The organism is Methanosarcina sp. A14 (genome assembly GCF_001729375.1).
Classification (GTDB): domain Archaea; phylum Halobacteriota; class Methanosarcinia; order Methanosarcinales; family Methanosarcinaceae; genus Methanosarcina; species Methanosarcina barkeri.
Genome location: NZ_LZPK01000005.1, coordinates 1 through 14852, shown reverse-complemented (window position 1 = coordinate 14852; position 14852 = coordinate 1). Strand labels below are relative to the sequence as shown.

The 14852-nt window shown below is 38.0% G+C and carries 9 protein-coding genes; 7 read left to right on the top strand and 2 right to left on the bottom strand.

Annotation, left to right across the window (positions count from 1 at the left end; translation table 11 throughout):
- The coding region (locus tag A9239_RS00215; protein WP_141706315.1) for a lysylphosphatidylglycerol synthase domain-containing protein at nucleotides 1-1104 on the bottom strand (1104 nt) is incomplete at its 3' end.
- 783 nt (nucleotides 1105-1887) lie between these two features.
- On the opposite strand from A9239_RS00215, the gene A9239_RS00210 reads away from it, so the two are divergent.
- Together A9239_RS00210 and A9239_RS00205 are read left to right on the top strand one after the other, a co-directional pair.
- Nucleotides 1888-6168, top strand: a complete 4281-nt coding sequence (locus A9239_RS00210) for a hypothetical protein (RefSeq protein ID WP_048155731.1) — start codon at nucleotides 1888-1890, stop codon at nucleotides 6166-6168.
- Nucleotides 6169-6170: 2 nt separating this feature from the next.
- Entirely contained in the window at nucleotides 6171-6797 is a 627-nt protein-coding gene (locus A9239_RS00205; RefSeq protein ID WP_048155735.1) for a sarcinarray family MAST domain-containing protein, read from the top strand.
- Between the two features lie 518 nt (nucleotides 6798-7315).
- Here A9239_RS00205 and A9239_RS00200 read toward each other — a convergent pair.
- Nucleotides 7316-8695 carry an SUMF1/EgtB/PvdO family nonheme iron enzyme gene (locus tag A9239_RS00200; protein ID WP_052712850.1) on the bottom strand — a complete coding sequence of 460 codons (1380 nt, stop codon included), beginning with the start codon at nucleotides 8693-8695 and terminating at the stop codon, nucleotides 7316-7318.
- A 158-nt stretch (nucleotides 8696-8853) separates the two neighbouring features.
- On the opposite strand from A9239_RS00200, the gene A9239_RS00195 reads away from it, so the two are divergent.
- The 5 genes from A9239_RS00195 to A9239_RS00180 all read left to right on the top strand — a co-directional run bounded on the left by A9239_RS00195 (nucleotide 8854) and on the right by A9239_RS00180 (nucleotide 14084).
- Entirely contained in the window at nucleotides 8854-9405 is a 552-nt protein-coding gene (locus A9239_RS00195) for a hypothetical protein (protein ID WP_141706314.1), read from the top strand.
- Nucleotides 9406-9416: 11 nt separating this feature from the next.
- Complete coding sequence (locus A9239_RS19990) at nucleotides 9417-9551, top strand: hypothetical protein (RefSeq protein WP_255361871.1); 135 nt, start codon at nucleotides 9417-9419, stop codon at nucleotides 9549-9551.
- Between the two features lie 2075 nt (nucleotides 9552-11626).
- Nucleotides 11627-12337, top strand: coding sequence for an SDR family NAD(P)-dependent oxidoreductase (locus tag A9239_RS00190; protein WP_048155739.1), 711 nt, complete (start codon nucleotides 11627-11629; stop codon nucleotides 12335-12337).
- Nucleotides 12338-12652: 315 nt separating this feature from the next.
- A complete protein-coding gene (locus tag A9239_RS00185; protein WP_048155742.1) occupies nucleotides 12653-13363 on the top strand; it encodes an SDR family NAD(P)-dependent oxidoreductase in 711 nt (236 codons plus the stop codon).
- A gap of 52 nt (nucleotides 13364-13415) precedes the next feature.
- Nucleotides 13416-14084: a phosphoribosyltransferase gene (locus tag A9239_RS00180; RefSeq protein ID WP_048116861.1), complete on the top strand. Its 669-nt coding sequence runs from the start codon at nucleotides 13416-13418 to the stop codon at nucleotides 14082-14084.
- Nucleotides 14085-14852 lie beyond the last annotated feature (768 nt).

The window sequence follows — 14852 nt, the reverse complement described above, 5'->3', positions numbered from 1 at the left end:
AATGTAATTAAGGTCATGCAGGTACCTTGGATCTGAAGGTAGAGCTCCGGAAAAGAGAAGGGAAACTCCTCCAAGGAAAACAAGAATCGAAAAGACCTGAGGTGTTAGTTCGGATAGGCTTGAATACGTGGCTTTCTCAATTTTCCTCAGGAATTCGTCTCTCTCTTGATATTCATAGAACATAAGAGCCAGCAACCCAATAAGGAATGGTACGAAATAGTAAATTGTCCTGAAAAGAAGAAGCGGTTTAATTATATCGACCGTGCCGAAATACGGTTCCAGCATAAACAGCATAAGGGTTTCAAAAACCCCAAGCCCGCCCGGGACAGTACTTATCAGCCCTATAATCTGCGCCAGCGCAAAGAACACAAGGACATGAAGCAGGGTAAGATGTGGATTTGAAGGCAAAAGGAAATAGATAATGCTTCCCGAAAGCAGGTAATCTACTGACGATAAGCCAAGCTGCAAGAACGCTATTCTCGGTTCAGGGACCCTGATCTGGTATCCTTTTGCCCTAAAATTCAATCTCCTGAACGAGAAAATGAAATAAATAGCAACACTTAGCAGTAAAAGAATTCCAATAAGGTTTAACGGGATAGGGATCTCGGGTACGTAATCCGACAGTTTCACAGGATAGAATGTGAAAAGCAAACCGCCTACAAAGCAAAACCCAACCCAGAAGGTGAGTATGCAGAAAATAATAATTTCCCAGATCTGGCGCAGGTTCAGCCCGTTTCTTGAGTACAACCTGTATCTCAGGGAACTTCCTGTCAGGACGTTAAAACCAACACTATAACTTATGGACGTACTGATAAAAGAAGCACTGACAGTCTGCTTATAAGGCATAGGGTGATTAATATGACGAACTGCCAAGTAATCATAACCTGTTAAAGTAAGATAACTCAAGAAAGTTAAAAAGAACGCAAGTTCTATATGGCTCAGTGGAATGCTGGTAATACTTCTGAGTACATACATCGATTGCAAGTGACGTATCTGTCTGTCCAGAGTCCACAAAGCCAGGGAAAATATAACCACTGGCAGAAGGTATCCTGCAAACTTCTCTATTTTGAGGGTTTTTTCTCTCATACTTCCTTTGTCTGTCATTGAGATCAGCGTTTTTTCACTTTACTTTTTTTCACTTAATTCATTCTTAATTTCTAGCTAAACTCTTTCATAATTTCTAACTAAACTCTTTATTAATTTTTCACTTAATTCTTTCTTAATTTCTAACTAAACTCTTTATTAATTTATCACTTAATTCTTTCTTAATTTTTAATTAAATTTTTAATTTAGACCTCTTTAAATTTTTCATTTAACTCTTAATTGATTTCTTATTTAAAGCTTTTTAAATTTTTGTGTTGTGTTTTTAAATCGCTTGGCAAATATTTTGAATTTCGTGCTTTAACAGACAAAGTAATTTCCTTAAAATATATACATATCGACTCTAATCTCAAGGAAAATTCTTAAAATATTTGTTTTGAGTTAAATGATATATTAAGTTGCCTGTTACAGAATAGTTAAAACAAAACTAAAGGAGAAGTAAAAGAAATATTAAATTATTAACAGCTTATTAACAGCACTGGAAAAACTAAGAACAAAAATAAAAATACTGATTCCATACAATTCCAGTTTCCTTTATTTTATATTATTTAGTTTTTTTATTACTGGTTCTTCATTTTTGCTTTATTTTGTACCTATTAATTTTGAGATTTCTAACTTATTTTGATATATTTCCATTTTTAGCTAGATTCAATTTTTTATTTTTGACACCAGTGTTTTTTCCGCTTAAAAGTAAAGTATTTATTGAGAGAACTCTTTAATATTTTTTGCATTTGACTGGCTTATTAGTTGATTTACGTTTATATTCCTGTTTTTGGGGATAGGGTGATGGTCGGGAAATTCTCTAATGATTTTTCATATTTCATTGAGGATAGCTGTGCCTATATACCCTATGCCGTGATCGGAATTTTCATTTTGCTTGCTGCTACCTTTACTTCAGTATATCTTATGAGAATAGATAGCAAAGTCGCTGAGACCATTTATACGACCGAAAATAATGATCCCAGGCAGGATGCCATCAACCTTGCCTCGTTCGACCTTGCTCGCTGCCTCAATTATGCAGGAATGGAAGCCCTTGAATGGCAGGGAGAACACCCTGTAATACTGCCTGAAGGCAATGCCGTTAGCAGGTTTTCGGAAGATGGTTTTATGGTAATCCCAAAAAACCAGAACATCGAACGGGAGGACACACTTCAGATTTCTATAAACCTGCCTTCCGATATCTGGGGCAAGATCGAATCCCTATGGAAAAACCGGGATATTTTGCTAATTGTCACTGACTCTTCAGGCCGCGAAATCAAGAGTGTGAACTACGGCCAGGCAACCGGCTTTTTCCAAAAAGTTTCACTTGAGGAAGCCGTGAAAATTCCGGATTCTGCAGCCTCGGGATATGCCTCAATCGAACTTTATTACGGGGACGAACTCAAAGCCTCTGACTGGTTCGTAATTGAAGTAAGCCCGATAAAAGATATCACAGCAGACGCTTTTAACACGCTGCTTTCTACAAACTATCAGGGAAACAGCCACACTTTCAGGGAATACGCAATTAATGTGGAACCTGATATCGAACCAGAACAGATAAAAATAAGAAAAGTAACCGGAACTCTGCAACGTGAAATCTCACCTGCTGGCATTTCATCTACTGACATTTCACCTGCTGACATTTCACCTGCTGACATTTCACCTGCTGGCGTTTCATCTACTGACAAAAATTACACTATTTATTATGTTTTTGAAATTCCTTCCCTGAACTATACCCTTGTTAACCTTGAATCAGGAGAAAGTTTCAATAGCAGTATGAAGCTTTCCACACTGATCACGTCAAGAGAGCCTCTTCTCGAAGAGCTTGTCAGGGAGTACGAAACAGAGCTTGGAAACACTTCGAGGCTTGACTCGACATCAAATTTAGTGCTGGGAGCAACAAACCTGAGGACTTTTATCTACGGCCCCTGGCAGCATTATGCAAACGGCCCTCTCAATATCCTGACAAATCCTGCCCTTTCAAGCTCGATTAACGGGGCTACACTTTATACCCAGAAGAGGATTTTTGATTCGGTTGACCCTCTGACCCTTACCTACACAAGCTACTATAATGGAAAAGTCCTCTACAAAGACATTTTCAATTCCAGAAGCGAGAAAACAGGTTTAAGCTCGAACTCCAGCCTGAACTCTACCGTTCTTAGTAACTCTACCAATCTTAATACCTCAGTTTCGGCTTACGAAGTGAATAGAGGCGTAAACCTGACAACAACTTACGACTCACTTGCCCAGAATAAATCCTTCTCTCTGGATATTGAAAAAAGTATAGATGAATCCCTTAAAACGACAAATACCTCTTTTGAAGATCTCTCCGAAAGTTCGAAAATCGAACTTTCAGCCTCCGATTATACCGACGAAGTTCTTGACGGCTGGGTCTTCAACGACCACGCGTGGGCAGAGGAAAATCCTGATCTAATCCATTCGGTCACGGACAGCGTTTATACCGCATCAGTCCAGGGACAGATCCTGAGAGACGGCTTTGATTCTCCAGACACGATGAGCTCTCTAATCACTACAAATTTTGACCCGGAATCAGTTTCGTTCAGCAGGCAAACCATTAGCTGGGATTCAAGATATTATGCATCAGGAACACACAGGGGATCTCTTGTGCCTTCTTATTCCTGGAGCTATCCAACCCAAATTTCTTACTTCGAATCCTTAAACCCTTCAATTGACCCTCCTAAAGGAGATGTAACCAGCTGGTCGGTCACATCGACGTCTGTCAGCCTGACCTCGGCTGATATAACCGATGTGAACATTGAACCTCATTTCTCCTATGTAAGTAATGATACTCTTATGGTCGAAAACCGAAGTGAAGGCTACCTGGATAAGGAAGACCACATTTTTGATTGGAGAATCAGGTACGATATATCCTACAAAATAAGGACAAATTGGAAAATAGACTATGATTACGATTATACCTATAGATGGAAAACCAGGGAAAAGCTACCTGACGGAAATTATACAACTGTGACGCATTCTGATACGGCAAGCGACTCGAATTCCCAAGCTGTAGGCAAAAACAATATTGTATCACTTTCCCATGCCGAAACCGAATCTGAAAACCTAACAATAATCTACCATAAATGTCCTCCAACAGGCGGCTATTCCGGTTTGTTGACTTATTCTGATCCGATAGAGCGGGAATACCGGGAAACAACTCTCTATTTGAACAACACAGACAGCATAGGCAGTGCCGAAGATGTAGATAACGGTACAGACAACAGCAAAGACAACAGCAAAAACAGCATCATAGACAACAGCACAACTAAAACCGAAAGGTTTGACCCATGCTGTTCCGACGCTGCCGACAAATACAAGGATGCGTATGTGGATTTAAGGACAATAGAAAGCATGTTCTGGGCCTATCCTGATGGAAAATATTTGCCCAAGAATGCTGTTAATTGCGATATTCCACTCTGGCTGCACCGAATTATGGCAGAAGAAGTGCTGGAAATGCTGGATTCGGTGAAAAAGGACAATCCGTCCTTCAATTATTCTCTTCTTGATTCTCCTGGCCAGAACCCAACAGCCCTTCAGGTGGAAACTGCGGAAAAACTTATTATGGAACTGGAAAAAGACCGGGAAGCTTACGTAAATAAAAAACAGTACCTTACGCCTTCAGGAACAATGTACGCTTCAAGTGACTCGGCCCGGTACATTGCAAAAAATGAAGCGTACAGCAAGCTGCTTGAAGATATTGACCAGAAAAACCGTAAACTGGATTCTGACCTCAACTCCTATGTTCTCAAGGCCCTGGAGAAAAAAGGCCTTGATACCGGTCTGCTTGACAGCGTGACCTCAGGCCCTATGACCCTTTTTAACAATCCTGCAATCGAGAAGGCAGCTTCGGCTCTGGGGGAGGACATGGGTATAATCTCAACAATGACCGTCACCGGCCAGCCGGAAAGCAAATACAACTGGACAGAAAACCTGACCCTGATCGTTGACCAGAAACCGAACTATCTATACCATGATCCTGATTTTGACCTTAGAGAGGAATACGAATGGGCTGACACCATGAGCGGAAAAACGATTTATCCCCTGGGTGTCCGGAACACCTGCATTTTCACAACCGGCATTTCCGAGGAAATTGGAGATATTATCGCCTCAAGCGATGAGTACGTAAAAACTGAAATGGCACAGCAGATCAGCCAGAGTATTTCCAACCTGAACGCAGAAGTTTTCCTGCTTGAACAGAACCTCAGCGAGCAGAATATTTCGCTGGATACAACTTGTCTTGACACGGAAGTTTACAACCTGAAACACATGTATGCACAGGAAATGAGGTCTCAGATTCTTGAAAATGTAGTTCAAGAGGTTAGCTCAAACCCTGTTATTTCCGACTGCATAGAGGATAGTCGAATCAGGGAAGTCACGACAACTTACCTTAACGGGCTTTCGGACAATGAAATTCTCGAAAAATCTACAACGGATGAACTGGCAGTTGAACTTGCTTCTATAATGAAAACGGAAATTCGAAATTCAAACCCTCCTGTTGAACCTGATGAGCTTGAAGCTATTCTGAATAGGGTGGATACTGACATCAAAATAGGAGTTGCAAATGGGGTCTGTGCAGTTACAATAAACAAAGGTGAAGTTATTGATGCCGGTTTTGGGAAAATCGATAATGAGCTGAAAAACTTGGCAAATGAAACTGCTGACAAGTATTCCGGTGAAATAGAAGACAAAATTTCAAAAAAACTGGATGGGACGATGGCAGCTGTTCCCTGCGGGTTGCCAGTATTGCCGCCACACTGGATTTTTACGGTTAATGTGTGGTCATATGAGGCAGTTGGAATGTATAACGAATTTAAAGTCAACGATAACGATAATGAAGTTATTCCTAAACCTTACTTTGGGCATAAAGGACAGATGTACATCAGAAAAGATGATTCAATCTTACACAATGGAAAATACATTGGAGATAACGTTCCACTAACATTTCAATTTGTTGGGTACTCTACTACTATAGTTGGGCCTGGTCCAAAAGGAGTTGGAGATAAAACAGGTGGTTCTACTGAAAAATCAGCTGGATATGAAACTCTTGTTGCACAATTTGGTGAATAATCATGAAATTTAGAATTTTTATACTTGGAATGGTACTTCTTTTGTTGACAAATATAGTTTCAGCAGGTTCTCAATATGGTACTATAGATGTTTACTATAATGATCAGCTTTTACCGGGAAAAGAAGTAGTTAAACCTACACTGAAGATAGGAGAACCGTTTAAAATAAAAATTGATCTAAAATTAAACCAGACATCGATATTATTTGTAAAAATTTGTAGTTTAAGGGTGGGAACACCTTATGAAGTTATAACTGGTCCTTCAGAGTTTGATAAAAAGTTATATTTTGAATCCTTAGATCCTGGAACATATACTTACGAATGGACACTAAAACCAACTGGAGAATGGGAAGGTGGAACAATGCCTGTGAATATTTGGTATCAAATACATAATGTCGGTGAAGATAAACCTCTGGTTCAAGGTGAATTCACAGTAGCTTATCCTTATATCTCCAACGAACATTACCAAGGCGAAACTCCTACTTCTGAGCAGCCTGCATCCGAAAATCAATCCACTTCAAAAAAGCCATCTTCAGAAAATTTATCTTCACCAGCATCTGCACCAGCTTTCAGTTTATTAACTGGTATTCTGGCGCTTGTGGTTATATTCCTAAAATTATCTCGTCACTGAATATAACCCTGCAGATAAGATTTAATGTTGTATCCAGAAATGATTTCGCAGATTCAAAATCATTTGAAAGTTCAACACCCGCTGCAACAGCAGGCAACGCAAAAAGTTAGACACTGAGTAAATTCCAATTCTATTTTGATATATTGGAATGATTATGTAAGAGCCCATCTCAAAACCAATTTTATTTCCACGCCAATAAAAAGTTCATAAGTGTGCTCATTGTCAGAGGATTGAGTGATTATTCCAAATTTGATATAATAGAAGGAAATTTAGAGTTTTGAGATCAGCTCGATATTAACACATTAGCAGAAGAAGTATACGATGTCTACAAAAATTTTGATAATTATCAATTCAAGGTTAACCTCTAAACATTTGCTTTTCTTATTTTCCTTTTCAAATTCTGTATTGGTATGGTAAAATGCTATGAAATAGCTGCGATTGCATGTATCCTGTACCTGCACGAACCTAGGGGAATTACCTAGCTAGTCACAGACCCAAAAATATGGTTGTAATATAAGTTACATTTTCCTCAAAACACGAAAACCTGCACAAAATCCAGATTCGGCGGCTGCTAGATCTGAGTACGCTGACTGACATACAAAGTCTCCACTAACATAATTACCTCCTCTTAAGATACGTACTGAGTTATCGCCATCTTCCCATGCGCTGCCATCTGATGGTGCACCAACATAATTAGAACGACGACTATCCTGAACCCACTCCCAGATATTCCCATGCATATCATAAAGACCCCAAAAATTTGGCATTTTTTGAGCAACTGGATGTGTTGTATCCCTTGAGTTCCTACAATACCAAGCATAATTCCTAAGTTCTGACGCGTCATCTCCAAAATAATATTTTGTTTGTGTACCAGATCTGCAGGCGTACTCCCACTCAGCTTCGGAAGGAAGACGATACTTATCAGTGTCTTCATTTTCATTCAGTTTTTTGATGAACTCTTGTGCATCATTCCATGACACATGTTCTACAGGTAGGTCATTACCTTTGACGTGAGAAGGATTATTATTCATTATAGCAGTCCATTGCTTCTGAGTTACAGGATATATCCCCATGTAAAAAGAATTCTTAATTGTAACTTTATGAACAGGTTTTCCAGCTGCAACTTTCATTGATCCCATCATAAATTCGCCTGCAGGGATCAAAACAAATTCCATGCCTGTAGAAGGGCTGGTGAAAGTTTCATGAATCTTTGAACTCTGAGGCTCAGTAGTTATTTTTCTTAATTCCCCAATCATAGGTTTCTGATGACTCTCGACTATACCTCCTTTTTTCTTTTGTGTGCTTACGGATGCTGAGCAATATTTTGATGTTATAGGTCTTAATTTCCCAATGTCTGGCTTTATGACAAGTTTTTGGTATGTAAGACGGGCATAGAGTTCATCATAAATTTCATCATTAATTTCCTCCATGTTAAGCACATAATAGGTGGCACTTTTAAGAATAGAAGGAATATATTCTGAATCTTGAGGAGAAAACACAATAGGAATACACTTATTGTTAGCTCCGGAGTAGTATAGTTCTTGTGTTATAATTGCACCTTCCCACTTTGCACCCATACCTTTTCCAACTTCATCTTTTCCTTTAAATCGCTTTTCATAATTTTCCGTACAGACGATAAGAACAAAATCAGCTTCTTCAATTTGATTGCTCATCCAACAAAACCATCCTTCAGGAGGAGAGGTTTCGTACTGATCGATATTACAATCGATTCCTTCTCTACGCAAGCGGTTTGAAAGCAGCAACACACTTTTTTTATGTTTATTAGAATCGTGACTGTAACTTATGAAAACCCTAGAACTTTTTGGAACATTATTATAATGAATCTCATTTAAACTAGGATCTGTTATAGGAAACTCTTGTTCTTTCAATGTACTCATGTTCTTCTCTCATCGCTTTTAACTTCAACTGGATGACAGTGACTTTTTAATAAATCTAATGCAAATTATGATATAAGTTAAATACTATTTTACATATTAAATTTATTGTTAGTAATGTTTGCTATAACATCTGTAACACACCAACTCTCAGGACTAAAATGATGTGTATAAAATCTCAAAGTGATATTAATCAAAGTGACGAAGAATGTGAGAAGCTAATATATGAGTCAGTAGTTGATATGTGTAACACCGAATGGCAAAAAACTCGTGATATTGAAAATAAGGCGACTGGTATCGTTGGGTTTGTGGGTGTAATTTTTAGTTTAACTGTGGCTTCTCTATCTACATTAATAGCATCGGCAGATGCCGTAACTAAAGAGAAAATATTCTCTGCTACATTTCTACTTATTTTAATTTTCTTAATATTAGTATTTTTTACATCATCTATTTTGTGTGGGTTAATTGCTCTCAATGTTAGAGATTGGTGGTTTTTGAAAGCCGACGATTTTACTAAATATTGTGTAGAAAATAAACCAGCAAAAAAGGAAATCTATAAAAAGATGACCGAGGATATTACAGGCAATATTGTCAAAAATCGCGACCAAAATGAGCAAATTGCTAAATGGTTAAACAGATCATACTTATTGTTTATGATAAGTGTACTTGTGTTAATAGTTTACTTTATTCTTCTGTTAAGTATATTGAAATAAGGAGAACTATTATGGCAGATGGAGGAAGTCATTTTTCTGGTACAGGGAAAAGAGTAGAGAAGGATGTAGCACTTGGCAGTAAACAACAACATCAATTTACAAATAAGAAAAAAGAAACACCAGAGAAAGATGAAAAATCCAAATAATGAAGTTTGGTCTGTAATCATAAGGGGCAGGTCTTATTCTTTCCCTGCCCCTCACAAACCCGTTGGCGGAGTTGTTCTTTCCCGCCGACTTACATCTTGTTTTTGAGTAGAATTTTAGAATAAGTTTGTAGAGCCAGTTAAGTAATTATAAACAAGCTCAATATAAAATATAAGTAATTTGACACTAATACAATATTGCTCTCGTCACGATCCTCTGATTTCCGCAAACATCGACGAGTATATTAAAAATATGTTTTTTCTCCAGACTACGAGTGCCTTTTGCTTCTTCTGACCACCTAACTCTATTACACCTTGAGCCACTTGTCAGTGATTCCGATTAGTTTTATGAGTAAAATTTACACAATTATTGCATCAATGCTATTATATTTCTCAATAGCAAAAATCAAAATATATAGAATATATCCAAAAACTATATAACAAATTTGGTTTATTTATATTTTGGAGGTATCAAGTGATTCGATTCAAAAAAATATTCCAGGATCCATACAACTCTTATTTTCAACAAAAAAGCTTCGTCTCGGAAGTAACCTCTTTCTCAATCGATACACTGATACCCCGGACAGATCTCCTTATGGGCTGCAGATTGTTCTTGTCTGCAGCTTATAAGATCAAATAGCACATCAACAATTCCATAATACGTTATGGCAATTTTCAGTGATCTCAGCTTAATTCTTCTCCTTTTGTTTCATCCCTGTCAACTTTCACAAAAACCGGATTTTTACGTGCAAACGGAGGCAAGAAATCACAGGAATCGACTTACTTTCAGAGGTATAAAAGGCAAGAAGTGTAAGTATGACTACCCAGATAGGTGACTCTCAAATGACATGCTAGTTATGCCTGCTGACGTGCTTAAAACAATTTTATTGCACGGAATTTTGTGGCTTGCACAAGATGATGGGAACTATGTGGAAATTGTCGGGCCGAGGTTGCCAGGATGATCACATCCCAAGCCGAAGCCATCTGATGTCCGCTTGAATACTTGGTCACCTCTTCTATTGCTTGAATACTTTCTCGTACAATTTTGTTTCATTATCATTCGTAACAACTGAGCAGTAACGGGCTTATCCGTCAAAAAGCCCTTTTTCTTCGAAAAACGTCTTTACACACTTTTTCCTTCCATTATTTCAGTTTTCTCTGTAAAATTTATAATTTCATATTCAGAGCTTCCTTCTATCGTTTATACATAGTTTTTGATACAGAACCTGTGCATAAGTAAAAAATTCTGTGTTTTGCAGTGAAGAAAAAATACAGAACCTAAAAAATAATAATTAATATTCAAATGTTGTTTGCTAAAAAAACATTTTATGCGTGAATATTATTTGCTTGGAACCAATTTTTCATATAATTTATTTTAAATAAGTTTGGGAATAATTATAGCTTGGAACCCCACGAGAATAAGAGAACAGATCCAACCTCATGAGAATAAGAGAACAAACCCAAACAAACGGATAAAAACGGAGTGGATAGACCACTAAGACAAAAACAAAGGGGTCAAAACAAAGAGGTCAACACAAAGGGGAAACGACTGGATGGTATGTGAGTAAAGAATTGCCTGGAAGATATTTTAATCCAAAGAATATATTGAGGGAATATTTTTTGGGTTACTTTGTCGGGGGATAGGTAAGAGGAACAAAAAAGCTTCCAGGTTTTTCTAATCTTTTTAAAGTGTTTTTGTTACAGTCGTCATTGGTAATGCTTTCAAAACAACTACCTTCAAGACGACAAAAATTAACAATAAGATAATTATTAATTTTGTACTAATTTGTGAGAGATCATAGCTATCTAGCCAAAAAAAGGTATAGGGTAATTAAGGTCTCATCTTCGCTGCCATTACTATTTTCCAACTTTCAAAAGTAATATAATGAATATTTGAATCTCAACAATCATAAGAGGCTGACAACCGAAGAAATTGAGAGTAACAAAAAGTTCATTCTCACGAGAATAACTTCTTTTCAGAAACTTAATTTCCAAAAATATATCCCTTTTTTTATCCGTTTTATCTTTTATTTAATAAAAAACAATTAGATAAAAATAAACCGATAAAGGGGATAGTAATGAGTTTAGCAGGTCAAACAGCTCTTGTAACCGGGGGGAGCAAAGGGATAGGAAAAGCTATCTGCCTTGCTCTGGCAAAAGAGGGAGCAAACGTCGTTATTGCAGCAAGGAATGAGAGTAAAATCAAAGAGATGGTAAATAAATTAAAAGCAATGGGCAGTAAAGCCATGGCTGTCCAGGCTGACGTGCAGAATGAGGAGGACGTAAGACGCCTGATTTCAATGACAATTGACAAATGCGGCAGGCTTGATATTCTTATCAACAACGCAGGTGTGGCCTACAAAAAGAAGCTGGAAGATACCACCCTGGAAGAGTACGAAAAAATGATGGATACCAACTTAAAAGGAGTTTTTCTCTGCACAAAGTATGCGATTCCATACATCAGAGAGAGCAATAATGGGAAAATCATCAATATATCCTCAGTAGGAGGATTACACGGGCTTCCGGATTTATCTGTATACTGTGCTTCGAAGTTTGGAGTAAACGGCATAACAAAGTCCGTTGCTGCCGAGCTGGAAGGAGAAATAAAAGTCTATGCAATCTGCCCGGGCGGTGTGGATACGGATATGTACAGGTCACTCTTTTCGGACAGACCTTCACTCAAACCAGAGCACATCGCAGAAAAGGTGCTGGAACTTGCTTCGCCTGATTCAAAAGTTACATCCGGGAAGATAATCGAGATACAGGCTCTTCCAGTCCCCCAGCTTTAATGGCTGAAACTTAAAGGGTAGACTTCCGGCAATTCTGGGCAATAATTTCAGAAAGTTTGTAGTAGATAGTTCTGTTAGACTTCTAATAGGTAGCTCTGGCAGACTTCTATTAGGTAACTGACAGACTTTGTAGCAGGTGGCTCTGGCAGATTTATAATATATACATTATCTTTTTGCCAGGTCTTCTTGCATTCTTTTGCCGGAATCCCCTTTCCTTTTAAGAGAGAGTTCTTGATTGCAGTTCAGAAATATTGCTTCCAAAATTATATCCTTATCCTGCTTAATAATTAATTAAATGACTGTAGAGTGACTGCTATGAGATTGAAAGGCCAGACAGCCATTGTAACCGGTGGGGGAAGAGGAATTGGAAGGGCTATCTGCCTGTCACTGGCAAGAGAAGGAGCCAATATTGTAATTGTCGCTAGAACCGAAAGAGAAATTAGAGAAACTGCCAGGTTGGTGGAAAGGGAAGGTAGAAAAGCTCTTGCGGTAAAGACCGACATTAGAAAAGAAGAGGAAGTCATTGACATGGTTTCAAAGGCAGTAAACGCTTTTGGAAAAATTGACATTCTCGTAAACGATGCAGGAGTAGCATACAGGAAATATCTTGTGGAGACTTCAACCGAAGAATATAATGAGATTATGGATACAAACGTGAAAGGCATGTTTTTCTGCACAAAGTACGCTCTTCCCTATCTGCTTAAACGGGGAGAAGGCAGGATTGTAAATATATCTTCAGGGGAAGGAAAGCATGGCATACCAAAGCTTTCGATATACTGCGCTTCAAAATTTGCAGCAATTGGTTTTACAGAGTCTCTTGCTTACGAAGTTGGAGGTGGGCTTCAGGTATATGCAGTCTGTCCTGCAGGTGTGGATACCGACATGTACCGCTCGCTTTTTTCAAATGAACCGGTTCTCAAGCCTGAAGATGTTGCAAACAAAGTTTTGGAACTTTGTTTACCAGAAACCAGTCTTCCTTCAGGCTCTTCAGTAGAAATTCACAGGCGGCCTATGAGGATATTTTGATTTTAACATTTGTACGGAAAAGAGGCATAATTTTTGAATATAAGGTGGAAACATGTTCAAAAACCGTAAAGATGCAGGGGAAAAGCTTGCAAAAGCTCTTGAGAAATACAGGACTGAATATCCTATTATTCTTGCTATTCCACGCGGGGGAGTGGAAGTTGGACTGCAGGTTGCAGCGAAGCTGAATGCCGATTTATCTCTCATTATTGCAAGGAAAATGCCTTTCCCGGACAATCCTGAAGCCGGATTCGGGGCAATAGCCGAGAATGGGAGCATGTTTATTTTAGAAAACGCACATTACTGGCTTTCAGGGGAAACAATTGAACGGATAAAACAGGAGCAAATCGCTGAGATTGAAAGGCGGATAAAAGCCCTTAGAGGAGGAAATCCCCTGCCTGAGCTTGCAGGAAGAACTGTAATTCTTATTGATGACGGCATTGCAATGGGCTCTACAATGCGGGCAGCCATTGAGCTTTGTAAAAACAGAAAGGCTGGAAAAATAGTTGTTGCAGTGCCTGTAGCAGGAAGAGAGGTCGCAGAAGAGCTTCAGAAAATAGTAGATGAGCTTCTGGTGCTTGAGATTCCTGCCTATTTCAGGGCTGTTGCCCAGGCTTACGAAAGATGGTACGATGTTTCGGATGAAGAGGTGCTGGACCTGCTCAGAGATAATATCAGGAAAAAAGAACTAAGAGATCAGGAATTTCATGGGCTTGAAACTTGAAAAAGATCTTCCTCTGTTGTTCTATATTAAATAGTTTTTATTGTTAAATAACCTATACTGCTAAATGCTCAATGCTGTTAATTCAAAATTTCGTTTTAAGAACTTCTTTGAAAAGTCTCTTTATGAAAACCAAGATCGTAGGCGCAAATAAACCTTGAAAAGTATAAACAGATAATCAATAGTATAAGCAGATAATCAATAATCTTTTCAAGCATTTTTCTCCAGATTTTCCCTCAATCCTTCTTGCTTTTGAAACTCTTTTTTAATAATTATTGTTAAAGTTCCGAAAAGGCATATTCGAATAAAAACTTTACGTTAGCTTGAATAACGGAAAAGATTTGTTCTCTTAGAGTTTGCCTCTGTTACCTTCAGATTGAAGATTTAAAACCGCTAACCCTGAAGTAAAGAATATGACTATACCAAAAATAGTCATATATAGATCTATAGATTATATAGAGCGCTCGAAAATATATGGAAACTATAAAATATAATGAAATGGTCTGAAATACAATACAGACTCGAAATCAAGAGAAGTGTTCAGGAATTAATGAAAATAATAAATCTTTGACTAATGAAATAGATAAACTTATTATAAAAACTAAAAATTGGAGTTTACAGACTTAGGAGTTACGCAGTTGGCTCCTAGCATATTGTTTTTTCCAAACTTTCAAATATTTGAATTAATTTAACGTGTATTGGGGATTCCTTAAGTATTCTGTCACTGCCACTCTTCTAATTTTCATAGCACTTTCAAACCAGGATATTCCA